This window comes from Vibrio sp. 1F253, assembly GCF_041439295.1.
In the GTDB taxonomy this organism is placed as follows: Bacteria; Pseudomonadota; Gammaproteobacteria; order Enterobacterales; family Vibrionaceae; genus Vibrio; species Vibrio tasmaniensis_A.
Map to the genome: position 1 here is coordinate 1 of NZ_JBGONU010000056.1, position 25,661 is coordinate 25,661.

19 protein-coding genes are annotated in these 25,661 nt (G+C 43.4%); 11 read left to right on the forward strand and 8 right to left on the reverse strand.

Annotated elements, in window-relative coordinates:
- Positions 1 to 747: 747 nt before the first annotated feature.
- On the forward strand, positions 748 to 1,629 hold the full coding sequence (locus ACED28_RS19910; protein WP_012603741.1) for an NAD(P)-dependent oxidoreductase: 882 nt from the start codon (positions 748 to 750) through the stop codon (positions 1,627 to 1,629).
- 540 nt (positions 1,630 to 2,169) lie between these two features.
- Here the strand turns inward: ACED28_RS19910 and ACED28_RS19915 are convergent.
- The gene (locus ACED28_RS19915; RefSeq protein ID WP_017099070.1) at positions 2,170 to 3,537 is read right to left on the reverse strand and encodes an MATE family efflux transporter; all 1,368 of its coding nucleotides are present in this window, start codon (positions 3,535 to 3,537) and stop codon (positions 2,170 to 2,172) included.
- A 147-nt stretch (positions 3,538 to 3,684) separates the two neighbouring features.
- Positions 3,685 to 4,407: a FadR/GntR family transcriptional regulator gene (locus tag ACED28_RS19920; protein ID WP_009846524.1), complete on the reverse strand. Its 723-nt coding sequence runs from the start codon at positions 4,405 to 4,407 to the stop codon at positions 3,685 to 3,687.
- A gap of 440 nt (positions 4,408 to 4,847) precedes the next feature.
- Between ACED28_RS19920 and ACED28_RS19925 the strand changes: the two genes are divergently transcribed.
- The 3 genes from ACED28_RS19925 (at position 4,848) to ACED28_RS19935 (ending at position 8,350) form a co-directional block, all read left to right on the forward strand.
- Entirely contained in the window at positions 4,848 to 5,567 is a 720-nt protein-coding gene (locus ACED28_RS19925; protein ID WP_009846525.1) for a FadR/GntR family transcriptional regulator, read from the forward strand.
- A gap of 204 nt (positions 5,568 to 5,771) precedes the next feature.
- Positions 5,772 to 7,634, forward strand: coding sequence for a DUF294 nucleotidyltransferase-like domain-containing protein (locus ACED28_RS19930; protein WP_017103045.1), 1,863 nt, complete (start codon positions 5,772 to 5,774; stop codon positions 7,632 to 7,634).
- A complete protein-coding gene (locus ACED28_RS19935; RefSeq protein ID WP_371710567.1) occupies positions 7,634 to 8,350 on the forward strand; it encodes a 3'-5' exonuclease in 717 nt (238 codons plus the stop codon). Before ACED28_RS19930 ends, ACED28_RS19935 begins: the two co-directional genes overlap by 1 nt.
- Before the next feature lie 138 nt (positions 8,351 to 8,488).
- Here ACED28_RS19935 and ACED28_RS19940 read toward each other — a convergent pair whose 3' ends face one another.
- On the reverse strand, positions 8,489 to 9,223 hold the full coding sequence (locus ACED28_RS19940) for an oligogalacturonate-specific porin KdgM family protein (protein WP_009846528.1): 735 nt from the start codon (positions 9,221 to 9,223) through the stop codon (positions 8,489 to 8,491).
- Positions 9,224 to 10,278: 1,055 nt separating this feature from the next.
- Positions 10,279 to 10,893 carry a toxin-antitoxin system YwqK family antitoxin gene (locus tag ACED28_RS19945; protein ID WP_017103043.1) on the reverse strand — a complete coding sequence of 205 codons (615 nt, stop codon included), beginning with the start codon at positions 10,891 to 10,893 and terminating at the stop codon, positions 10,279 to 10,281.
- A gap of 543 nt (positions 10,894 to 11,436) precedes the next feature.
- On the opposite strand from ACED28_RS19945, the gene ACED28_RS19950 reads away from it, so the two are divergent.
- Positions 11,437 to 13,209 carry a transporter gene (locus tag ACED28_RS19950; protein ID WP_371710568.1) on the forward strand — a complete coding sequence of 591 codons (1,773 nt, stop codon included), beginning with the start codon at positions 11,437 to 11,439 and terminating at the stop codon, positions 13,207 to 13,209.
- 256 nt (positions 13,210 to 13,465) lie between these two features.
- Here ACED28_RS19950 and ACED28_RS19955 read toward each other — a convergent pair whose 3' ends face one another.
- Positions 13,466 to 13,966: a peptide-methionine (S)-S-oxide reductase gene (locus tag ACED28_RS19955; protein WP_371710569.1), complete on the reverse strand. Its 501-nt coding sequence runs from the start codon at positions 13,964 to 13,966 to the stop codon at positions 13,466 to 13,468.
- A 239-nt stretch (positions 13,967 to 14,205) separates the two neighbouring features.
- Between ACED28_RS19955 and ACED28_RS19960 the strand changes: the two genes are divergently transcribed.
- The 3 genes from ACED28_RS19960 (at position 14,206) to tnaA (ending at position 19,222) form a co-directional block, all read left to right on the forward strand.
- Complete coding sequence (locus ACED28_RS19960; protein WP_029225580.1) at positions 14,206 to 15,318, forward strand: YcjF family protein; 1,113 nt, start codon at positions 14,206 to 14,208, stop codon at positions 15,316 to 15,318.
- Positions 15,305 to 17,005, forward strand: coding sequence for a GTPase family protein (locus ACED28_RS19965; RefSeq protein WP_371710570.1), 1,701 nt, complete (start codon positions 15,305 to 15,307; stop codon positions 17,003 to 17,005). Before ACED28_RS19960 ends, ACED28_RS19965 begins: the two co-directional genes overlap by 14 nt.
- 744 nt (positions 17,006 to 17,749) lie before the next feature.
- A complete protein-coding gene (gene tnaA, locus ACED28_RS19970) occupies positions 17,750 to 19,222 on the forward strand; it encodes a tryptophanase (protein ID WP_371710571.1) in 1,473 nt (490 codons plus the stop codon).
- A 158-nt stretch (positions 19,223 to 19,380) separates the two neighbouring features.
- Here tnaA and ACED28_RS19975 read toward each other — a convergent pair whose 3' ends face one another.
- Positions 19,381 to 20,265 carry a LysR family transcriptional regulator gene (locus tag ACED28_RS19975; protein ID WP_017090766.1) on the reverse strand — a complete coding sequence of 295 codons (885 nt, stop codon included), beginning with the start codon at positions 20,263 to 20,265 and terminating at the stop codon, positions 19,381 to 19,383.
- Between the two features lie 256 nt (positions 20,266 to 20,521).
- On the opposite strand from ACED28_RS19975, the gene ACED28_RS19980 reads away from it, so the two are divergent.
- Together ACED28_RS19980 and ACED28_RS19985 are read left to right on the forward strand one after the other, a co-directional pair.
- A complete protein-coding gene (locus tag ACED28_RS19980) occupies positions 20,522 to 20,761 on the forward strand; it encodes a hypothetical protein (RefSeq protein ID WP_371710572.1) in 240 nt (79 codons plus the stop codon).
- A 214-nt stretch (positions 20,762 to 20,975) separates the two neighbouring features.
- Positions 20,976 to 21,293: a Dabb family protein gene (locus ACED28_RS19985; protein WP_371710573.1), complete on the forward strand. Its 318-nt coding sequence runs from the start codon at positions 20,976 to 20,978 to the stop codon at positions 21,291 to 21,293.
- A 95-nt stretch (positions 21,294 to 21,388) separates the two neighbouring features.
- Here ACED28_RS19985 and ACED28_RS19990 read toward each other — a convergent pair whose 3' ends face one another.
- Positions 21,389 to 22,606: a DUF3103 domain-containing protein gene (locus ACED28_RS19990; protein WP_371710574.1), complete on the reverse strand. Its 1,218-nt coding sequence runs from the start codon at positions 22,604 to 22,606 to the stop codon at positions 21,389 to 21,391.
- 324 nt (positions 22,607 to 22,930) lie between these two features.
- Positions 22,931 to 24,754, reverse strand: a complete 1,824-nt coding sequence (locus ACED28_RS19995) for a M4 family metallopeptidase (RefSeq protein WP_371710575.1) — start codon at positions 24,752 to 24,754, stop codon at positions 22,931 to 22,933.
- A 592-nt stretch (positions 24,755 to 25,346) separates the two neighbouring features.
- On the opposite strand from ACED28_RS19995, the gene ACED28_RS20000 reads away from it, so the two are divergent.
- The coding region (locus tag ACED28_RS20000; RefSeq protein ID WP_371710576.1) for a site-specific integrase at positions 25,347 to 25,661 on the forward strand (315 nt) is incomplete at its 3' end.

Sequence of the window (25,661 nt, forward strand, 5' to 3'; positions counted from 1 at the left end):
ATCGGCTTTTCATGTAGGCCAGCTACACGTCAAAGCCTCTTCCTTGTATAAATTTTCCACAAGATGCTGCAAAACCCAGCTCGAAAGATCACAGCCCCTAAATTTAGAGAAACGTTCAACTCTGCAGCGGCGCATTGACAACGAAACGATTTAACAAAATGAACGTTGTTATCTGGTTCTACGAGTATTGTTACGATAACTTCCAATGACTTTTAGAACTTATAAGTAATACAATTGGTGGTGTTGTATTGTCCGAAATTTATTACTTACTGGATAAGGTTGTTGAAAAATGACAGTGTTTTTTCCGCATTATTCTTGACTCGGCAAGTTCTTGTTGTGAGCTACTCTAGTACCTTTAGGGGGCAGGGAAAGGTGTCAGACGCTTTGATTTATTGGGGGGAACTTTAAGAGTGTGCCTGACTCATTTTTCTTTGGTCAGAACGATAGGAATGTACACTAATTAAACCTATCAAGCTTTATCTGTAAATGATTTACTGATTCGTATCCGGTTAGATATTGTCGGATATGAAGGACGAAAGACTGAGTTGCTATCTGATTTGTCACTTATTAATCACAAGACCTATTCTTTGGGTTTATATGAGGCCAATTCGATAAGTGATGTCAGTATCCGCATTCGAAATTCATGCGCTGGATCACGCACGAAAGTCCTAAAACGGTTGCCTTAGCGGATTCGGCTAGTTATTATAATGAGCATATAATAATACAATAACATATTTGGAGTTGAATATGACTAAACCTGTAATCGGTTTCATTGGCCTAGGTCTTATGGGCGGCAACATGGTTGAAAACCTGCAAACACGCGGTTACCACGTAAACGTAATGGATCTAAGCGAAGAAGCGATGGCTCGTGTTACTGCTCGTGGCAATGCTACAGCTTTCACTTCCGCTAAAGAGCTTGCAGCTGCAAGTGATATTGTTCAGTTTTGCCTTACCACCTCTGCTGTTGTTGAAAAAATCGTTTACGGCGAAGACGGTGTTCTAGCGGGCATCAAAGAAGGTGCAGTACTCGTAGACTTCGGTACGTCTATCCCTGCTTCTACTAAGCAAATCGGCGCAGCTCTTGCTGAAAAAGGCGCGGGTATGATCGACGCACCTCTAGGTCGTACTCCAGCCCATGCTAAAGATGGTCTTCTGAACATCATGGCTGCTGGCGACATGGAAACTTTCAACAAAGTTAAACCTGTTCTTGAAGAGCAAGGCGAAAACGTATTCCACCTAGGCGCTCTAGGTGCTGGGCACGTGACTAAGCTTGTAAACAACTTCATGGGTATGACAACGGTTGCGACTATGTCTCAAGCTTTCGCTGTCGCTCAACGCGCTGGTGTTGATGGTCAGCAATTGTTTGACATTATGTCTGCAGGCCCATCTAACTCTCCGTTCATGCAATTCTGTAAATTCTACGCGGTAGACGGCGAAGAGAAGCTAGGTTTCTCTGTTGCTAACGCAAACAAAGATCTTGGTTACTTCCTTGCTCTTTGCGAAGAGCTAGGTACTGAGTCTCTAATCGCTCAAGGTACCGCAACAAGCCTACAAGCTGCTGTAGATGCTGGCCTTGGTCAAAACGACGTACCAGTAATCTTCGACTACTTCGCTAAACTAGAGAAGTAATCACGTCGTTTAGACACGGTTGGATAAAGAACCTGCTCATTTGAGTGGGTTTTTTTATGCTTGTTTTTAGACATTCTTGGAACGATATTTTTTAAGGAAGTGTACTCAATGAAGAGTGGGAAGAATGAAAACGGGTTTGTAGAGTTGGGTATCTGATTCGCTAATGTGTTGAACATGAACATGAACATGAACATGAACATGAACATAAGGATCAACTGGTGATATGAGATTATGAAATTACAAGGCGATGTTTGCCCAATAATTAGTATATAGACACACGTATTGTCAGGTATTGCTCAAAGAGGGCAATAACCCGAACGATAACCCACTCAACGCCATTTGATAATGAGGAATATACGGTGACTAGCAAGGTTACCATTATTGTTTACTAGGACTTAATGCAGCCTTATTCTTTATGGCGTAGCGAAATGTCTAGGCTCTTCGTTTGAGCTATATCGATCTAAATGAGATAAGCCTGAGACTACACAAGCAGTTCAGACATTTTCTCGGGACAGTAACTTTGTTACTTTTTGGTGGCGATCAGTCATACATCAATTCGTTGGCTTTGTTTGAGTCGAACTCTATCAATGACTTGCGAGCAAGATGTCTGAAGGGCAGCGCTTTTACTAGCTCTTCAAAGGGCTGAATGGCAAATGCCCAAAAGATAGAGCCGTCTAATCCAAAGATGATCAATGCACACAATGGAATTGAAATTACCCATTGACCAGTAAAGTTGATTTTGAAGACTGCGGTTGTTTTTCCTAGTGCTCTCAATACATTTCCATGGACTGTGTTGTAGCCACGAACAATCGGTAAAAAGATGTAGAGTGGGGCGATAACGGCCAACGCTTGATATGTAGACTCGTCCAAGTTCGGGTAAATGTCACCAATCACCATACTTAAGCCTGCGAACAAGATTGCACACACAAAAGAAATGACTACCGCAATATCAATGCTGGTATCGACGTTTTTGACTAGGTCATCCATCTTTTTAGAGCCAATCGCTTGGCTGATAGTAATTGCGGAAGAGTGAGCCCAAGCGGTAATAAATTGAGAGACAGCCCTAATCCAAGGCATCACCAAAGTAATCGCAACATACGCGTTGATGTTAAGTTGCGAATACAGTAACTGATAAATCGTTGCGCCAATCAACAGCATGGTTACATTTGCTGCGACAGGGAATATCTCGATAAAGTGACGGCGAACGTTTGTCATGAACTCTGATCGTTGGGCGTCTAATTTGAGTGAAATTGCTGAGCTGAAATACACGCAAAGAACCAGATACACAAGGCGAAGGGTGATAGCAATAACACTGCCTAGCGCGGCGCCTTGAACACCAATACCTTCGAAATTTGAAAAGCCGTGAATGAGCCCATAAGAAAGTACAGCGTTGATCGGCAATTCAATCAAATACCCTTTAAACGGTATCTTGGTTCTTCCTAATGCGTTAAATAGGGCGATAATCACTTGCGTTAATGCAGTGAAAATGACGAGATACTTTGAGATATCAAGGTAGTGGCTGATTTCTAAGTAAAGGGCTTTATCGTCGGTTAAGGCTTGAATTAAAGGCTGTTCTAAAAAGGTGAGTAGAAACCAAAATATTGTCGCGATACCTAAGTTGATGAACAGACCTGCCCAAAACGCTTTGGATAATGAAGCGGTGATGCCAGAACCTACGGCGCGGCTTAATACTAGTTGAGTGCCGTTTGCCAGCGCCATTTGAATACCGAGTACAAAGGCAACCATAGTCGTCGCAATTCCCATGGCAGCCAAAGGTATTTCACCAAGAGGAGAGACCAGCAGCGTATCGATCATCAACATCGACTGCATCAATATACCGTTTAGGGCTAGGGGCCAGGCGAGAGAGAAATTTTTCCTTACATACGATTGTGTAGACACAAACAACACCTTATGTGTGTAACCGTAAGTTTTCTCTGAGAGGACCCGAGTTCAACATTTAAAGATGAAACACTACGGTAATGGATGGTTAAAAATGGGCGCTAAAACTGACTGACTCGTGTATTGGGATACACGAGTCAGTCTGGTCAATCTTGGTTATGCGATGGCTAATTCAACCCTAGACAGCTTTTGATTTTCATCATCAAGTAAAGCTTGAGAGGCTATTCGAGCCTGATTCGCATTGCCTGACATAATCGCATCATATATCGCTTTATGCTCTTCTAAACAGAAGCGACCGCCTTCGGCAGAGTGGTCGATAAACTGTTTGAAAATCGTCGACAGAATGTTCGCGAACGGAATGTAAAACTGGTTACCCGTCGACAAGAAAATCGTTTGGTGAAACAGATGATCGTTGGTTGTCCACTCTTCATAATCAAAGCCATTTGCCGCGATGGTCATCTTTTGGAAAAGAATCGAAAGCTCTTTACGTTGCTCTACCGTAGCGTTGGATGCCGCAAGCGCACACGCTTCTGGGTCAATCGCTTTTCTTAAGCCTAAAAATTGAGATAAGAAGGGTTTGGTGTCTTCCAGATCTTGAATCCAATCTAGGAGTTGAGGGTCTAAAAAGTGCCATTGAGCACGTGGCCTGATATGAGTCCCCACTTTAGGTTTTGATTCGATAAGCCCTTTGGCTGAAAGTAGCTTTGTCGATTCGCGAAGTGCAGTTCGACTGACGCCAAAGACTTCACACAACTCCATTTCACTGGGTAATTTCTCTTTTTCTTTGAGCTCTCCCGACAGAATTTTACGCGCAATCTGTCGAGCCACTTGAACATGAATTCGGCGGCTTGAATCTGCCACCAATGAAAATATAGCCATATAAACCACCTCAGGCTGACGTATTAAGTATAAAAACAGCGGATAGATTTAAGTTAGCGCGACTTTAAGCTTGAGGGATAATGCTTGTAGCGGCTATCGAGTCAAACATCTACAGTCACCTATTATTTTTAATAAATCATACAATAACACCTAGTTCAATCAAGTGTACAACGATAGAAATGCGTCGCAGTGAAGGGGAACTCATAAGTTAAGGTGATTTTTGTGATGTTACGCATGCCAAAATTGCGTAAATAGGAACTATTTGTATGTATAAATAAGAAGGTACGACTGGTAGTGATAAGCTTCGAAAAGTTTGTGGGATTTTGATAGAACCATAGAGTATAAGGGAGCTCACGTTATTATCCCCCTCATTTGGTGCATTATACTTTCAGTGCTATAGTACGAGTTAAATAATACATATCTAATAAGTAAGTAGACTCATGGCAGAAACTTTCAAATCTATTTCAGGCTCTAAGCGAAGCCTTCATGTGCAGGTGGCACGTGAAATCGCTCGTGGTATTTTGTCGGGTAATTTACCTCAGGGTTCGATTATCCCTGGTGAGATGGCTCTGTGTGAGCAGTTTGGTATTAGCCGCACGGCGTTGCGAGAGGCGGTGAAACTTCTAACTTCAAAAGGCCTTTTAGAGTCACGCCCTAAAATCGGCACTCGCGTTGTTGATCGTGCATACTGGAACTTTTTAGATCCTCAGCTTATCGAATGGATGGATGGACTAGCTGATACCGATCAGTTTTGTCATCAGTTTTTAGGTTTACGTCGTGCGATTGAGCCTGAAGCGTGTGCATTGGCAGCTAAGTTTGCAACTGCCGAGCAACGTATTGAATTATCAGAAATTTTCCAAAAAATGGTAGAAATTTCTAGCGAAGAAACGCTTGATCAAGCTCGCTGGTTAGATATTGATATGAAGTTCCATAGCCTTATCTTCAATGCAACGGGTAATGATTTCTACTTACCGTTTGGCAACATATTGACGACGATGTTTGTTAACTTTATTGTGCACTCTTCAGAAGAAGGCAGCACATGCATTAACGAACATCGCGCAATATACGAAGCCATTATGGCAGGCAATAGTGATAAAGCACGCCAAGTTTCGGCAAGTCACTTGCAAGAATCAAATCACCGATTGCCTGTAACAAGCTAACTGAAAGCACTTGATGTGCCCTTACAAATTTTAAAGCACGCATTTAGCGTGCTTTTTTGTATCTGTATTTTTATGTTTCTGACATTGCACTTCTTATTCTGATCTCTAAAACTTGATCAATTCTGCTATTCAACCTAAAAATCAACTCGCAACTCGATATATTAATTATATAATAATACTAATCAAACAAATGCGAGTATGGTTATGCCTCAATCTCTTTTGCCAAATATTCTTCAATTTATCGGTCAGATAGATCCTTTCGATAAGATCCCTAAACAAGCACTTCGTGAACTTGCCTCCAATGTTCAGATCACTTATCTCGGCAAGGGGGATGTGGTTGATCTATGTGAGTCGGGTAAAGAAAAGTCGCTCTACATCATCCGAACCGGTTCTATGGAGCAAAGAAAGTCAGACGGTGTACTTCGTGCTCGTTTAGGCAGTGAAGACTTGTTCGGCTTTACGTTCTTAGATTCTGAAGTTAATGACGAGAAAGGCTACAGAGCGATCGCAATCGAAAATAGCTTACTTTATGTGATTCCACATTCGGCGCTTCAAGCGTTGTTCAAGGCATTCCCAAGCTGCGCAGAACACTTTGCATCACAGGCGCAGGTTCGGTTGAAGTCGGCACTTGATGTTGTGTGGTCAAATAAAGAAAAAGGCTTGTTCATTCGTAAGGTTGAAGAAGTGGCAAGCGGGCAGGTGGCTATCGTTAAGTCTGAACAAACTATTCAGTCGGTCGCGGTTGAAATGCTTCATCAACGCTCGCCATGTGCCGTGATCTATGAGGGTGAAACCATTGTTGGTTTGATTACCGACCGTGACATGACTAAGCGAGTGATCGCCCACGGTGTCAGCACTGATAGCCTGATCTCCGAGGTGATGACGCATTCTCCACTGACGGTAAAACCGGATGATCTGGTGCTGCATGCTGCGTCTATCATGATGCAATTCAACATCCGTAACTTGCCCGTTGTGAAAGAGAATAAGGTCGTTGGTCTTCTCACTACGTCTCACTTAGTTCAAAACCACCGTGTCCAAGCGATCTTCTTAATCGAGAAAATCAAATACGCGGGCAGTGTGAAAACCATGTCTTCGTTTACCCCAGAGCGACAAGCTATTTTTGAAGCGCTGGTGGAAGGCAAGGTTGCACCGGAAACCGTAGGTAAGGTCATGACCATGATTATGGACGCCTACACACGCCGATTGATTCAGATAGCGATTGATAAGTTAGGCCCACCACCTTGTGATTTTTCTTGGATTGTTGCGGGCTCGCACGCTCGTAATGAAGTTCATATGCTGTCGGATCAAGATAGTGCGATTGTACTCTCTGACGATGCGACAGACAGTGACCGTATTTACTTCAAACATTTAGCGATGATGGTGACTAACGGATTAGCGAGTTGTGATTATCCATTGTGTCCGGGTAAATTCATGGCTGCGACACCAAAATGGTGTCAGCCACTCAGCGTTTGGAAGCACTACTACAAGAAGTGGGTGGCTAACCCTGAGTACGAACGCTTACTCAACATCAGTGTGTTCCTAGAAATTCGAACCATCTATGGCAACAGTGAGTTCGAAGGCATTCTTCGTGATGAGTTGCATTCTAACATTCGCAGTAACCGTGAGTTTTTAAGCACACTAGTGAAAGATGCGGTAAACACCAACCCGCCATTGGGTATTTTCAATAGTTTGGTTCTAGAGAAATCGGGTGAGAACAAGAAAACACTCAATGTGAAGAAGTACGCCATTAACTTGATTATTGATCTTGCGCGTATTTACGGATTAGCGGTGGAATGTGATTTGTCAGCAACCGATGAACGTTTCGCAGCTGCCAATGAAAAAGGCATGCTGAGCGACGACGCATTCAAGAACATTCTGGGCTCTTACCAGTTCATTCTCTCTTTCCGATTTGGTCATCAACTTGAAGCGCTGAAGAACGGGGATGTGCCTGACAACAACATCAACCCAGATAGCTTTGGTAGCTTTGAGCGTAAACACTTGAAAGATGCCTTTAGGATCATTGCTGACCTTCAAGAAGCCGCGAAAATCCGTTTCGGAGCACGCTAATGAAATCGTTTTTAAATTACTTTCATCCTCTTGAGAAAATTAAGCGCACACGAAAGCAATATTTGAATACGGTTAAGCTGCCAGAGGCGTTACATGCTCTTGTGGATCAACCTTGCCCAGAGATGACGGACTTGGCCAAAGATAGCGAATATATCGTTTTAGATCTTGAAACTACAGGCTTAGACAGCGAGCAAGACCTTATTCTATCTATGGGTTGGGTCGATGTGGTCAAGGGGCGAATAGACTTAGCGTCCGCCAAGCATATTTATCTGGATAACGATTCGCAGATCAATGCTGAAACTGCAGTTATCAACCACATCACACCACAAATGCTGGAAGAGGGCGCTTCAATTCATGATGCTATGCTGACGTTTTTCGAAGCCGCAAAAGGTAAGATCATCGTCGCGCACGCTTGTGTGGTCGAAGAGAAGTTCATTAGCCAATACCTTCTTCGATGCTACGGTTTAAGAGCGATTCCTCTGCTTTGGCTTGATACACTATGTATTGAGAAGAGCATGGAGAAAGCGATCAGTAACCATGAAGAGGTGGATTTAACTCTAGCGGGTACGAGAGACAGGTATGGGCTTCCTGAGTACAACAGCCACAATGCATTAGCCGATGCCGTTTCGACAGCGGAATTGTTTTTGGCTCAGCAGAAGCGAGTTGTGCCTAATGATGAAGTGACACTTTCCTTTTTATATCGGATCAGCCATTAGGGTTGTACCTTCCTGTAAGTGAATCATTGTTGAATAACCTGATTTGAAAACATAAAAAGCCAGCGATTAAGCTGGCTTTTGTTTAGGTCTTAGAAAATTAGGACAGTAATTATCTTAGATTATTTATATAGCTATCGATTAGAAGCTGTAAGTTAGACCAACACGGCTACGCAGTTCACGAGTCGCTTTAGTCGATGAAGTGCTCACATCACCAAACTCTACATATGGTGCCCATTGACCCATAATGTGGCGAATACTTGCATTTAACTCGTAGTTTGTATCATCGTTGTCGTAGATGTTGTAATCATCTGCTTTGTAGTAGTTACCTTCAAAACCGAAACGCCAGTTCTCCATTGAGTAGTTGATGTTTGCTGTTAAGCGATGGCGACGTTGGTTTTCATCGTTTTGATAAGTTAAGTAGCCGTTATCTAAGATTGGCTTGCCGTCTGAGTCAGTTGCAATTGATTTTGTGTTCTGTCTCATATCGTAACGGTAACGTGCACTTAGGCTTAAACCGTCAATGCTGTCGACACTGTATGTCGCGCGAACTTGAGGTTTGTATGTGACACCAGACTCGCGACCTTCTATTGGCATACCGTAAGTCATCGTCCAGTTATCGTTAAGCACATGGCGATAATTAAGACCAAGTTCCCAACCATTATTCTTCAAATCTTCCATAAACTCGCCGTCTTCTCCCTTGAATTTCGCTTCGATATCTACAAGGAAGTTGCCAATGCTATCGCCCAGTTTTACACGAGTAGCGTGTTGATCTGTATGACTCTTGTATTCGTGTCTCATATCGAAAGACGCCGCAGATACAGAGCCAGCAGCGAGTACAGATGCCACAGCAATCACGATTTTAGTTTTATTCATGGTATTAATTCCATATTTATAGGTTGAGTATTGGCCTCAAGTTAGAGCCAAATAGGGTAATTCGTTTGATTAATGCAACAGTCTTTTTGAATCTGTTGAATTCGCCGAGTTCTGTTTGCATTAAAATAATACAAATATGCTATAGATAATGTGAAGGTCGATCTGTGAATTAGATCTTGTTGTTATCATAAATCTCATTTACACAGATCGTTACAAATTGATAAGTTAAGTAATCCATTGTTTTAAAAGAATAAATATTAATTTATTTGTTAGGGGTTCTTTCTGTAATGTGCGCTATAGCAAAAATAGTAATGTTTCACTGTAGATTTTATTTGTAATACATTATTATTCTTTGGCGCTCGGGTGGTGGGTGAATAAGATCACTATGATGGCTGAGCGACAAAGCTGATCTTGAATTTGAGATTGGTATGAGGGCAGGTTGTCTAATGCTGTCGGATGAACCATCGACGATGTGAATTTTTGAATGAATTGAAACATGTGGGCTTTATCTGTTTTGGGGACAGTAAGCTAGAGGTGGAGAAGGCTGTCAGTCTTCAGTCTATGTTAAAAAAAATAATTAAGGTGTTTTAGGTAATACCTTAATTATTGCTCCCAACTATTCTAATTATAACTTTTGCTTTCGTTTAGAAAGGTAGGACATGGTAGTGAAGATCTGCCCTTGCGCTCATGTTGATACAGGCAACATGAGCGTTTTTTTGTCTGAAATTTGAGTTGAGGGTTATCTGGGGCATCTATCAAGACGATTAACGATTAAGCTTCTCGGTTGCTCACCGCACGTTCAAGTGAATCCGTTTGACCCACTACTGCAGTTGCACTTTTCAATGTATCAGGTACGAAGAGGTGGGGTTGATAGGTAGGTGAGGTTGATAGATAAGATCAACGTTATTCACGCTGAGATTACCTCTGAAAAGTAGCCTCATGACAATGCAGTCCGTTCTAGTAATATGCGCTCAGGAAGAGCAGTGCTATGGGCCAATTATACAGGATTTAGGACAGTCTCAGTAAACTAGCCCTTAGCACAAACTTATACTGGACTAGCTTTCTGTCGGCATCCAAACTTGTTTAGACGTGATTTTGTGGTCTTTAAAGGTCAGTTCTTCAACCTTGTCACCGTTAGTATTCCAGCGAGTGAGTTTCCCGTTTGCTACTTCGCCTTCATCAAATTTCGCTTGGCTAGCCTTATTGCCATTAGGGTAGTAGTTCGTTACTAATCCATTTGTTTTCCCGTGACTGAATTCGGCTGTTAGGCTTTGTTCGCCATTCGGATACCAACGAGAGCCAGCACCCGACAGCTCATTGTCTTTATAGCTGAGCTCAGCTTTTTTCTGACCGTTGGGATACCAGGTTTCAGCCTTGCCTTGCAGTTTACCTTTAACGTAATTCACTTTAGAAGCGACTTGGCCATTCTGATACCAATTTGTTTCTAACCCAAGTTCTAGACCATCGGAAAATTGGGCTTTGGTCGCGATTTGGCCGTTATCGAACTTCTCTTCAAATTGGCCAGTAAATGGCTTTGAATGGTTGACTTGGTAAGCCACGCCTTTTCGCATCTGCAAATAGTCAACAACAACATCATCATTGCTGGTGGCTGCATAGCTCATAGAAGACATCGTACTAAGAGCAATTAAGATTGGGACGTATTTCTTCATAATGACACCTTTTTAATGGACGGGGAAAGTGTAATCGGTGTGTTAAAAGCATTTCACTTCCGTGAAAGACTGTCAGCTTATATTAGTGGTTTTCAAGTTTTCATTATTGAGGTGCCAAGTTGCGGAACTTCGGAACGGTTCGGTTTTTTATTTAGTTGTAGCTTCTAGTAATCATACAAAATAAACGTTTTCACTTTGTTGGTAAGTGGAGTTTCTCTATCAATTTACCTTGTAGATGGCTCGTATATGACGTTAGCTTCTATGTTAGTTATTTGTCCTTTGTGTTTATTTTCTTACCTATCAGTATCTTAGTGTTTTATGGTTCTTGTCTTTGATGTTTGAACTGAAAATTAACGTTTGGGATGTGTAAGTTTGATGCATCGTGTTGACTGTTGTTGCAAATTTGAACTCGATCACTTGTATGATTACTTAAGTCCTGGACTGTAAGATCACTGTCACGCATTTGAATTATTGTAGTACAAATGTGATTGCCATCTATCTATAGTGACCTTAACAAAAAAACATGAATAAAAAGGTCTCAAGATGGAACTCAATACCCTGATAGTTGGCATCTACTTCCTATTCTTAATTGCGATAGGGTGGATGTTCCGAACGTTTACAAGTACGACAAGTGATTACTTCCGTGGGGGAGGTAATATGCTGTGGTGGATGGTAGGTGCAACCGCATTTATGACCCAGTTCAGTGCTTGGACATTTACTGGTGCAGCAGGTAAAGCTTTTACCGATGGTTTTGCCGTAGCGATTATCTTCATCGCGAACGCATTCGGTTACCTAATGAACTACCTTTACTTCGCTCCGAAGTTCCGCCAACTGCGCGTTGTGACGGTAATTGAGGCGATTCGTATGCGTTTTGGTAAGGTTAATGAGCAAGTATTTACTTGGTCTGGCATGCCAAACAGCGTTATCTCTGCTGGTATCTGGTTGAACGGCCTTGCGATCATCGCATCGGGTATCTTCGGCTTTGATATGACAACGACGATTGTCCTAACGGGTCTGGTTGTACTGGTAATGTCAGTAACAGGCGGCTCTTGGGCGGTAATCGCATCTGACTTCATGCAGATGGTTATCATCATGGCGGTAACGGTGACGTGTGCTGTGGTTGCGATTTACCACGGTGGCGGCGTTACGCAGATCGTTAACGACTTCCCAACAGATTCATTCATTACGGGTGATAACCTGAACTACATGAGCATCTTCAGCATCTGGGCTGTGTTCATCTTCTTAAAGCAGTTCAGCATCACCAACAACATGCTTAACTCTTACCGTTACCTTGCTGCGAAAGATTCAAACAACGCACGTAAAGCTGCACTGCTTGCTTGTGTACTAATGACGCTTGGTCCAATCAACTGGTTCATGCCTTCTTGGTTCATGGCAGGTCAAGGTGTTGATTTAGCAGCAGCTTACCCAGAAGCTGGCAGCAAAGCCGCTGACTTCGCTTACCTTTACTTTGTTCAAGAATACATGCCTGCAGGTATGGTTGGCCTTCTGATTGCCGCTATGTTTGCTGCGACTATGTCTTCAATGGACTCTGGTCTAAACCGTAACTCAGGTATTTTTGTTAAGAACTTCTACGAGCCGATTCTTCGTCCTAAAGCGACAGAGAAAGAGCTAATGGTTGTTTCTAAGCTAACGTCTACTTTCTTCGGTATCGCGATCATCTTGGTTGCTCTGTTCATCAACTCTCTTAAAGGTCTGAGCCTTTTCGACACCATGATGTACGTGGGCGCATTGATCGGCTTCCCTATGACAATTCCAGCATTCTGTGGCTTCTTCATCCGTAAAACACCGGATTGGGCAGGTTGGGGTACGCTAGTAGTCGGCGGTGTGGTTTCTTACTTCGTTGGTTTCGTTATCACAGCGGACATGATTCAAAACTGGTTCGGTCTAAACGAACTAACTGGCCGTGAGTGGGCTGACCTGAAAGTGGCTATCGGCCTTATCGGTCACATCGTATTTACTGCTGGCTTCTTCGTTCTTTCAACACTGTTCTACAAGCCATTACCGGAACACCGTGAGAAAGACGTCGACAAGTTCTTCAATAACCTAGCGACACCGTTAGTTGCTGAGAGTAATGAACAGAAGAAACTGGATAACAAGCAACGTCGTATGTTGGGTTCACTTATCGCGGTAGCGGGTGTGGGCGTAATGACTATGTTTGTACTGCCAAACCCAATGTGGGGACGCATGGTATTCGTTCTGTGTGGTTTGATTGTGTTCTCTGTCGGCCTGTTACTTGTTAAAGCGGTCGATGACAAAGTCGAGCAACAAGACGAAGTGACGCCAGCCGAAGGCTAATCCCTTTTAAATCAAAAACTATAACTTTTTACAGCGGCTACCGATTGCGGTAGCCGTTCGTTTGAACTGCCAAAGTTTAATGTGATATGTACGGAGAGCTTTTGAAAATCACTCAATAAGCTTTCTGGCTTTAGCTCATACTGAAATAATTTAAAAAGCCCCAATAGGTAAATGCTTATTGGGGCTTTTTAGTGTTCTGTTTCTAGGCTCAAGGCTCAAGGCTCAAGGCTCAAGGCTCAAGGCGTAACGTTTAAGTCTAGGATTTGTACTTATGCAGCAGACCCCAAGGGATATGGCATAAGTGATGATCTTCAGGAAATAGGCTCAAATGATGCTGGTGGATATCATCACTCGCGACATAATGAGTTAACGGCAATATCTCGAGTGCGATACGGTCGGCGTCGTCACGAGAGGCAATATAGTGCTTAGCTTCGGTTAAGTGTTCTGCGTTAGTACTGTAAACGCCTGTGCGGTATTTTTCTCCGACATCGACACCTTGTTTATTCACGCTGTAAGGGTCGATAATCTCAAACAAGTGTTTCATCAAAATCATAACAGACGTAACGCTTGGATCAAATTCAATTTGTACGCACTCTGCATAGCCATCGTAATCGCTTTGCTGCGTCGACCCGTTTTCTGTTAGCTGGTGGGTGCTTCCATTGGCACGGCCTGCTTCTGTGCTGATAACACCAGGAACGTACTTAATAAATTCCTGTACGCCCCATAAGCAACCGCCAGCTAAATAAATTTGTTCCATACTTACCTTTTACTTCTCTGTGTTTGTTGATGTTTGTTCGATGTGTGAATCAATACGATGATACCCGCACGTATAAAAAAGCGTCTATAAAAATGAGCGCGCAAATAAAAACAAGCGTTTAGGTATTGTAAACCTGTGCGACTGAACAAACATAAGTTTAATATGATTTGTGATTATACAAGTCAGTATTGCTTTGTCATCAACTCGAATCTCAACATCAAGTGAGCGTTACTCTGAACATGTTTGATCAAATAAAAGACTTCATTAATCCGAGCAAGAACCCAGATCTTACTCAGGCCCATGAATACCAGCGTCAGCATCTGCCAACATTGTGGCTGTTGGGAAAAACGGGGGCGGGCAAGTCATCGTTTATTCAGGCGGTGACTGGCGACTCTTCTGTTGAAGTGGGCAATGGTTTTGCACCTTGTACCATGACGGCGATGTCTTACGAATTCCCACAAGACAAACCCGTGATGCGCTTTCTCGATACCAGAGGACTAAGCGAAGCGAATTATGATGCGAAAGAGGATCTGGAAGAGATTGGTCAGGCAGGTAATGCATTAGTCGTTGTAATGAAAGCCGACGAACCTGAACAATCCTCAGTGCTTGCGGCTCTAAAGCAGATTAAGAAACAGAAGAAAATTAAACACTTGCTGCTTGTTCATACTGCAGTGTTGTCTTCCGGTGAAACAGATCGAGCAAGGCAGGTTCAGTTCAACACCAACCAAGTAGAGAAGGCTTGGGGTAAAGAGTTTGAATCCGTCGCGGTCGATTTCGAAACGGATGACTCGAGCAATAACAGTGGTTCAATTTACAACTATGACATCTTGTTAGAAAAGCTGACCAGTATTCTTCCTGTTATTGGAATGATGGTGCAAGACAAAGAGCACTCCACTCAAGAAGAAGCCAACTTTGATCAAGTAGAAAACGAAGTGCTTTGGTATGCGGGAAGTGCGGCAGCGAGCGACCTGATTCCGGGTGTTGGGTTGGTGTCGGTACCTGCGATTCAAGCGAAAATGCTTCATAGCTTGGCGAATCAATATGGGGTCGAGTGGAACAAGAGAGTCTTCAGTGAGTTGATAGGCACTCTGGGAAGCAGCTTTGCGTTGCAATACGGAATGAAGCTGGGCACTCGACAGTTGATAAAGCTGATTCCAGTTTATGGTCAAACGGTAGGGGCGGTGGCTGCAGCGGCAATGAGTTTCGGCACCTCTTATGGTTTAGGTCGCGCGGCTTGTTTTTACTTCTATCATAAGAACAAAGGCGAAGAAGTGTCTGAACAAGAGATGCAGAAGATCTACAAAGAATCCCTGAAAAAAGGTAAGGCGGCGTCGGGCTATGAAGAAAATTAGAAACCTATTTCGATTACTGGCGGTGCTATCGAGCGGCCGTTGGGGTATTGCTCTTATTTCGGCCATCTTCCCAAGCATTATCATGATGGGCTTTGGTGTGTTCTTGGCGAGCAAATACGGTTACCTACTCGAAATGTCGATTGCCATTGCCGTGAGTACCTTGGTGTTCACCATTCCTTTGTTTATTTCTAGCCGTTCTTCTCGCGATTCTTCAAGCCGCTCTTCACGCCGATCTTCAAGTACGGAGCCCTTCTCAAATAAAGAGAGCGACGGCCTTGGCGAAGATGCTTCTGAATCTGAATCACAACATAACAAAGCTGATATCAACGATGCATTGGTTAAGGCTTCGACTGATTGGTCTCAAAAAGAACTGTCGATTTGGAATGATTCAAAACACTACGTGCGACAGCAATTAATGGTCGATATAGAGTGGGGCAACCTAGACCAAACCGGTTTAGAAGTACTTGAGTTTGTGGCGAAAAAGTTTGATAAGAAATCGCTCGACTTCTCGATTCCTGAAGGGCTAAAGCTGTTCGAAGAGGTAAGCCGACGCTACAAACTGGTAGTGCGAGAGCATATACCGGGCATTGAGTATCTCAAGGTTTCTTACATCAAAGCGGGCTACGAAGCCTATGACAAATATGGCGAGCTAGGGCAGAAGATCGTTAAGGCCGCTATTTGGGGAAATCACCTCAAAAACCTCTATTTGAACCCGTTAAAAGTTGTTTCTGATTTAGGTAGAGAGCAAGCGACATCTTCAATGACAAGAGGTGTGGTTGATGACATGCAATACGCCGCTAAACAAGCCTTATTAGATGAAGTTGCGGCGGTGGCGATTGATCTCTATAGCGGACGTTTCAGCATTGAAGATGAAGCACTTAAAGCGTCCGATGTGTCTGAACTCGACGAACAACGCTTTGCTCCTGAATTAGAGCCTGTGCGAATCGTGCTGGTGGGGCAAACCAGTTCTGGTAAATCTTCGCTTATCAATGCGCTTAAGCAAGAGTTGGTAGCTGAAGTGGATGTACTGCCATCAACCGACACTTCAACGGTTTACAACGCGTTTGTCGACGATAATGATGTTCGCGTGGTTGATCTTCAAGGGCTTGATGGCAACCCTAAAACCGAAGCCTTAATGCTGAAAGAGATGATCCAAGCGGATGTGGTGCTATGGGTGCTTAAAGCCAATCAATCTGCACGTGATTTGGATAAGCAATTGAAAGATAGATTTGATGCTTTCTATGACGATCCTAAGAACATCTCACGCAAGAAGCCGATTGTGGTGTCGGTTGTGAATCAGGTAGACAGATTAAAGCCTGTAGACGATTGGCAACCACCGTATGACTTAGAGAATCCAACATCGACCAAAGCAAAGATCATTGCTCAAGCGCTCGAATACAATCATATATTGCTGCAAACCGATATCGTGTTACCGCTGGCGATTGCGCCAGAAAAGGTACAGTTTGGTTTAGATACTTTAAGGCAGACGTTGATCGAGCGTATCGCTGACGCAAATAACGTGCAAAGAAACCGCCAACGTTTAGAGGCCATGAAAAGAGGCACGTCGGTTAAAGGCCAACTGAATAAAGCGGTCAAGGCGGGTAAGAAGGTGGCACCCAGCGCATTGAAAGCTGCGACACCAAAACTGGCTGAAATGGCCATCAAGCAAGCTGTTAAGAAGAAGTAAGTCATTCACTGCGAATACGGTTCTGGTGAGGTTTGAGCCTCATCAGAGCTTATCTTTTCTAGATCTTGGCTTTTTAGCTCAATAGATTTCCAGAAAACAGCCATATTTGCCCCTTATTAGAGATGTATTGAGTTTAAAAGAGATTCGATATTATTAAGTAACTCGCTGAACTAGTTTAATAGTATGTAAACGGCTGTGATTCACAGTTTATATAACATGCTATCGTATTTAATTATCATTCTAAATGTTGATCACATTTATACTTTTCTAAGCTGTATTTATAAAACAATTGCACTATATTTAAATTTCGGATCATCTTGATTTCAACGTAGGGATATATTGTGAACATGTATCTGAAATGGCAATCAACAACATGGCTAACCTTGTTAGCTTGGTATACCTTAGACCACCAGCTCTCGTTCCGCCTTTCTTCAGAGTAGTACCCTCTAGGCGTCACGCGCCAGCAAAGCAGCGTGCTTTGTTTACCTATCAGCAGCTTTGATAACCTTTGAACGCATGAATGTCGCACTTATTATTTCGTGCAGAATATTCGTTGTTTTGTCGTTCTCGCTAATTATCTCAGCCTCTGTTTAGGTTCGATTAATAACTCATTATTTAACTTGTTTATTTTCATTGTTAATTTCCGTCTATCTTTATGCGGATCTATTAAATTAATAGTGAGGATTCGTGACATCTAAAGAAAATAGATTTCGACCTGATCGGAATGTATAGAAAGGTACTATTATGGAAAACTTCAAACATCTACCAGAACCGTTTCGTATTCGTGTTGTAGAGCCAGTAAAAAGAACAACCTCTGCATATCGTGAGCAAGCCATTGTTGAAGCGGGCATGAACCCATTCTTACTGGATAGTGATGATGTGTTTATCGACTTACTGACAGACAGTGGTACAGGTTCTATCACCCAACGTATGCAAGCCGCGATGTTAATGGGGGATGAAGCGTACAGTGGTAGTCGCAGTTATTACGCATTGTCGAATGCGGTTAAGGATATCTTCGGTTACGAGTTGACGATTCCAACACACCAAGGGCGCGGCGCAGAGCAGATCTACATTCCTGTTCTTATCAAGAAGCGTGAAATGGAGAAAGGGCTCGATCGCAGCAAAATGGTCGCCTTGTCGAACTACTTCTTCGATACAACACAAGGTCACACCCAAGTGAATTGCTGTGTGGCGAAAAACGTTTATACCAAAGAAGCGTTTGATACCTCAGTGAATGCGGACTTCAAAGGCAACTTCGATGTGGTGAAGCTGGAAGAAGCGATTTTAGAAGCGGGCGCAGCCAATGTTCCTTATATTGTGAGCACCATTACTTGTAACTCTGCTGGTGGACAGCCAGTGTCTATCGCCAACCTAAAAGCCGTGTATCAAGTGGCTCAGAAGTACGACATCCCTGTGATCATGGATTCTGCACGTTACGCTGAAAATGCCTACTTCATTCAACAACGAGAAGCGGGTTATCAAGATTGGACAATCGAACAGATCACGCGTGAGTCTTACAAATACGCGGATGGCTTAGCCATGTCTGCCAAGAAAGATGCCATGGTGCAAATGGGCGGCTTGTTGTGCTTTAAAGACGACTCTTTCATGGATGTGTACACAGAGTGTCGAACCTTATGTGTGGTGCAAGAAGGCTTCCCAACCTATGGTGGTTTAGAAGGTGGCGCAATGGAGCGTCTTGCGGTTGGTCTGTATGACGGTATGAGCCAAGACTGGTTGGAGTACCGTATTGATCAGGTTCAATACCTTGTTGATGGCTTAGAAGCGATGGGCATCGTGTGCCAGCAAGCAGGCGGTCATGCTGCGTTTGTGGATGCGGGTAAACTGCTTCCTCATATTCCAGCTGGTCAGTTCCCAGCACATGCTTTGGCGTGCGAGTTGTACAAAGTCGCGGGTATCAGAGCGGTTGAGATTGGGTCTTTGCTGCAAGGTCGCGACCCTGCCACGGGCGAGCAACATCCATGCCCTGCAGAGTTATTGCGCCTTACCATTCCTCGCGCGACCTACACACAAACACACATGGACTTCATTATCGAAGCATTCGAAAAAGTGAAAGAGAATGCAGGACAAGTGAAAGGGCTCGATTTTACCTACGAACCGCCGGTGTTAAGACACTTCACTGCGCGCTTGAAAGAGGTTGAAACCGTTGAAAAACAAACCGAAAAAAAGAACGAACAAACGCTCGAAGAAGCATTTTAAAATAAAAACATAAGCGAATAGTCACTAGAACCCTAATCAAAGGCTCCCTCGGGAGCCTTTTCTTTTTTGAATGGTAGGGGAGTTATGTCGTTAAGCAGCTAAGCCTTTACGCTTTTAAGCTATTAACCCGTTAATCATTTAGGCCTTTAGATGTTGAACTACGCTTGTTTGTTTTTTAGGGTAGATTTCAACATTTGGAATAACCACTGGTTCAAAGGCGCGTCTTTCTGTGAACGACGGCAGCTCATCACATAACCCACATCGATCGTCAGTTTTTCGGGTAAATCAATACTACGACAGCCTTCTGGTACGCTGCCATTGAGGGTGATACCAAAATAGTCGGATTTGAACACAACATCGTGAATCATCGCAGGGTGATCGACTTCCACTCTTGGGTTGACGTGAAATCCGATATTTCTAAGGCGATCAAGGATCGGGTATTTATTGTCATTCCATCCCGGGGTTTTAAATAGAATGATTGGGTAGTTGGCGAGCGACTCAAAGTCTTTCGCTGGATGATCCTCTCTCACGAAGAACACCACTTTTCCTTTGCCGAATTCCATTTGAGAAATTGACTGTGGCAAGGTTTCATCAAAGTAATGAACCGCTATGGATTCTTCGCCGTCGATGAGCCTGTTCCTCACATTGCTTCCCCATCGAACGAATGAGTAGTGAGCATGCGGGGCTTCTTTACTCAGAGCAAAGTAGAGCTTCGAGCCAAAGCGCTCCCAGAACAGTGTATTCGCGTAGATTTTGATATCACCTTGGTAAGTTTCTGGCGAAAATACTTGGTGTTTAATGGCTTCAACGCTGCTCAAGATCTGCTCAAAATTTTCGATGTTGGTTTCAACAAAAGTCGTGGGTTCAAACCCGTGTTTGGTTTGAATGAACAGTGGATCGTCGAGCTGCAACTTTAACTTCGAGAGGTTCTTGCTGATCGCCCCAGAGGTTTTTCCTAGCGACTCCGCAACCAGTCCAACATTGCGAAGTTCATACATACGCTTGATGACGAGGATATTTTGAATGTCTAGATTGATGTCCACAGGCTCTCCAAATGAATCCTTTTATAGGCAGTAATTTCGGTGCGGTAGGCGTACAGAAATTATGTGACTCTAATATCATAGTGGTAGTACAAAACAGATAAGACAGAACAGCGTCAGAACTTCGCTAATCCCTTGATTTTCCATTTGGTAAATCTTGCTTTTCCTCGAATGGCTTTCACTCAAGCGCTAAAGTGACCTCAACAAAGAAACACAGATACCAAACGAACAAATAATTAAAAATAATATGAGGTGATGTATGAAAAAGTTAATCGCACTAGGCTTAATGGCTCTTTCAATGAATACTGCTTTTGCTGCCGACGGTACGTATACAGGGACTATCGACATGACAAGAAGCGAAGGTAATCAAGTAAAGGCTGAGCGTGTTGAATCTGACTTAACACTGGAAGGAAGAAATGAAGCGTCTAACGGCGGAATCCAATTCCAAAAGAACGTAGATCAAGACCAAAAGATCCAGCTTACAGGTCGTCGTGATTAGCGTTAAAGATGTGCTTACCATTGTCATGAGAAATGCTGCGCCCTTGGGTGCAGCATTTTTCGTTATTGGGTTGTGGAGTATTTTATAAACTCTAGCGATCTAGCCTTGGCATGTTGTGTAACGTGTGGCATTTTGTTGTTCTCTAATTTAGATCGCTATTAGGTGTTGGTTAAGCATTACAAACCAGTAAGCGAACGACTCGAAAGGACAAGGAATGACTCAAAAAGAAACGGGGATGATTCGTCATATTCTACTGATTAAGTTTAAAGAAAACGCTGAAGCTTCAGAGGTTCAAAAACTAAAGATGCTGTTTGAAGCGATGCCAAACAAGGTTGAAGGGGTCACTTCAGTTGAATGGGGATTAAATGACAGCCCTGAAAACAAGAATCAAGGTTATACCCACTCGGTGTTAATGACGTTCGCCGATGAAGAAGGCCGCCAGAATTACCTTCCGCACCCTGAGCATGATGCGCTGAAAGATGTATTTCGTCCTTTGTTGGGTGACATCATCGTGTTCGATTACTCCCTGTAATCAGTTTTTCAGTGCGTCTCTACCTATCTTTAGTCACCTTTGACAACGAAGAGTTAGGGCTTGTGTGACTAAGCCCTAACCAAATGAGAAACGACTTACTCTGTCGGCGAGATAGTCACTGGTGCAAACGATGCGACAGCATTTCCGCCTGCGCCCGGACGGTCTACATAAGGTGTGTTCTGCATTAAGGTGTAGTACACGTCCACGAAGTCGTCATCATTGACTAATACGCCATCAGGAATCACATCGATAATCTTGCCTGTTATCTGAGGGATGATCGCATAACCTTGAACTTCTGGATCAGGAATCATCTTCAGTATCTCTTCTGCGGCTTGAACTAAGAGTTTTGCTAGCGCTTTGTAGTCTGTGCCATCATCGTGTTCCATTAAGATCATGTCTGCAGCGCCCCAACGGTAGCGAGGCCAGAAGATGACGGTCTGGTTCGGGTAGTACGTCTGTTTGTCGTAGTCCAGATAAGGCATCTCAACGAGGTCGATCTGGGGCTCTAAACGGCTTGAATCGACACCCGTCACGATAGCGTAGATTTCCGCTTTACCAGAGATCCAAGGTTCTTGGTCGACGGCTAAACGGATTTTGGTTAATTGTGTGGTATTCAACGGCTCAGGTTCCGACAAGGCCATCGAGCGACGAGTCCTGTTCATCAAAGACAGTTTTTGAGGTTGACTCTCGTCGGCATTGGTATCGCTAACGCTAACGGCATTGATTTGCGTTGTAGTACCCAGCTTTTGCATCTCTGCCTGCATTGCCATTAAGCCGGCTTTTAGCTCTTCAGCACCGTTACTATCAACCACAAACACTGGAACGTCTGGCATTTGGTACACGTCTAGTTCGTGAACCTGCCCATACACATCATAGGCTTCGATGTATTGCCAGTTTGAATCATCGCCTGATGGTTCAAATGCAAACAGCGGGTTTTCACCATTCTTCCAAGCTTCGATCATCGCTTCATCAGCCATGCGAACCTCTAACACAGAGTCGCTGAAGTCGTTGATCCCTTTCATCTTGCGATAACCAAGATCCGCTTTCTGCATCCGGCTTGAAAATGCAGAGTAGGGCTGAGTAGAGCTCAATTTATCTACAGGCGCGGATAAGTTCTTTTCTGAGATCTGAGCCTTCAATGAAAGCTCAAGATCGGAATAACGCTCGCTGATTTGTAACGCCAAAGATTGCTTTTGCGCAGCGCTACTTTCTGCAATACCTAATGAATCAGTTGTCTCAATATTTTGCGCAAAAGACTGGAAGCCAACCACTGTCGTTGCAAGCACCATACTGATAGGAAAAGATGGTCTCATAAATAATCCTTATTTTAATTTTTATCATTAATAGAGCATTTGCCCTATAAGGATTAACCTATCAGTAACGTGAATGTGTTCAAAAGTTAGTCAGTTATTTTTGTTTCGTTGTGCAGCACAGAATCTCAATTTAAACTGTTTTTATAAAATAATGCCTAAGTAACCTTGATATTTATAAATTAATAAACGTATCAGTAAATAACTTACAATATTATTAGCTACTACGGTGTGTCATAAAAAAACCTACTCAAAGTGAGTAGGTTTTTATTTCGCGGTTAACCGCTAGTTCTCGATTTACAACTTGTTTGAGAGGCTCGCTCTAACTCAATCTAAACGCAACGTTAGGCCAGAGTAGTTCGAGTATCCGCGCAGTAACACATGGTAGGTTACGCCCGGTTGCGCGCTCACACTGCACTGCTCATTGTTTCCAGCGCGATAAGGGCGACAATCGTAACTCGATGTCGTTGGCTTGCTGCCCGATTTCACGTAAAGGTCAGCATCACCTGAACCACCAGACATTGAAACCGTCACGCTGGATGCAGAATCAACAGTGAAGGTGTAGAAGCTCTCTGAAGATTGATTCCCGCTTAGGTTCGTAATTGGTGTGCCTTTCGTTAATACATTGCCGGTTGGCGGCGTGACACCACAACTCGCATTCACGCCTACGGTATTGAAAGCATCTTCAACATCGGCAACCACATAGCCCATGTCTGCTGCGGCTTTCGCTACGCCACAAGCTCCGGCATCAAAGGTACTGTTTGCCGTCCAATACAGTTGGTTTGCGACCGTGAATATTTCAAAGCCCTTACGTACATTCCAACCCGATTTGTTCGCTAAAAGGTAAAAGGCGCGGTTGTAAACACCGCAAGATAAGTGAACGTTCAAACCATCGTAGTATTCAGAGGCATGATCAATCGAGCGGCCATCTTTCGATGGTTGGTCAAAGTAACGTAAGCCACCTTCTGATTTGAATATATCGCTACCGACCACCCAATCCACACTGCCACGTAAGTAGTATTCAGCCGCTTCGCCCGCAATGTCTGAGAAGGCTTCATTGATACCGCCCGACATGTTTTGGTACACAAGGCCGGAGTTTTGCTCAGTGAAGCCGTGGCTGACTTCGTGTGCACTCACGTTGATATCGACTAATGGGTAAAAGGTATTTTTGCCATCCCCAAATGTCATGGATGAGCCATTCCAGAAGGCATTTTCATAATCGGTACCGTAATGAACGCGCATCGTCAGCTGGAAAGTTAAAGGCGACGTGTTCATCCACTCTTTGTACATATCGAATACGACATTACCAAAATAGTGCGCATCGTTAAGAGGCGAGTAAGCACCGTTGATGTATTTATGATCGGTGTAGTTGGTGCCGTCGGCACAGTTGTAACTGTAGGCTGCGCTGCCAGAGGTTCCGTTCCTCAAATCGACTGTCTTAACTGATTCATTTTCTAACGTACAAGTTGTGCCTGTTTTGTCGATGGGAAAGCTAGGGAAGTCGCTGCCATATTCATATCGAGTGGTTTTTATATTACCACCGGGGCCAGTACCCAATGCTTTAGCGTGGTTTAGTCCATTCCATTTTTGGAGTACATCGCCAGTCGTGGCATCAATAAAGTAGAAAGGGCGCTCTGGCATAGAGGACGCGATAAAGAAATCGACCAGATACACCACTTGGGCGACTTGGTTCTCATCCAATCTCACCATCAATTTCGCGTTTTTGTTTTCAATCGACTTTTTGCCGACAGTAAACGTGCGGTGAGAGGATATCGCAGCTTCAATCGCTTGTACTCGATTCAGTTTTGGCGCGATGCTGGATAGGTCACCACTGATCCCCTGTGCCATGTAGCCAAACACCTGAGTGGGTTGGTTCTTGGAAAGGGTGGCGACAACGGAGGTATCAAAGACGGGTAAACCTAGGTGAGTTTGTTGATAGCGGACTTTGGTTTTTCCATTGGGCAGTACCACCCGTTTAACTTCAGAAAAACCTAATTCAAGTGGAGCAACACTCTTCGACTGCGCGACGAGGCTTTGTTGTAGTAATGCATCATTATCGACTCTGACCATTTCTGCAGCGTGTGCATTAAAGCCAAAAGATGTACCTAGAATAGCTGCTATTTTCCAGCTTAGTTGACGTTGTTGGTTCATTTTTCGTTCCTGATTTTAATATAAACTCCTTCTTCCCAACGGCTTTATAGGAAGTCTATATGCAATACATCTGTGCCATGTGTTGCGAATCAAGATTGGAAGAGCATTTGGAATTATGACAAGTTTATCAGGGAGATTTATTTTTAGAGTATGTAATTCAAAGTTTACAAAAAAGCTTATTGATCAAATTATTTTTATAAAATCTAAGTTTGTTATTTATCGTAAACGTATGATAGGGCGTGAGTTATTAAAATCCGCTTTGTTTTAATTTATAGAATGAAAGTATCTAAGTTGAAGCCGATATTTTTCTGATTTTATCTTAATTACAGATTGGTAAATAACTGATTTTTTGAAGTGGGGATATTGTCTTTATTGTCAATAGTAAACTTGTTTTAACATTACTACTAAGCACAGTTCTCAACTTTTCTACATTTAGTTCTGTTAGACATAAAAATTCTACATTTTCTTGTTCAATCACAAATTAAGAACGATAAGTCGTTGTTGAACGAAGCCGCTGCGCGGCAGAGTAAAGCGAGTGCAAGCCATACTCTTGTAACACCATCATTTGGATGGTCGTTGACAGGAGTAACTTATGAACCCCACCGACTTAAAACGCTACAACGCCCTTTATGAACAACACCTCACCAACCTAAAGCTGCAAGGTAAACGACCCGCGACCATTGATGCCTATTCTCGTGCGGTTCGTCGGATCACCGCTCATTTCGATCGCGTCCCTGACACATTAACCACGGCCGATCTCAAACAGTTCTTCGCGTCTCTTATCCAAACCCACTCGTGGAGCACCATTAAACTCGATCGTAATGGCTTACAGTTTTTCTATCGCTACACGCAGGGTAAACAGTGGGAGTGGCTCAATATCGTGAAGCCGCCACAAGTGAAACGACTG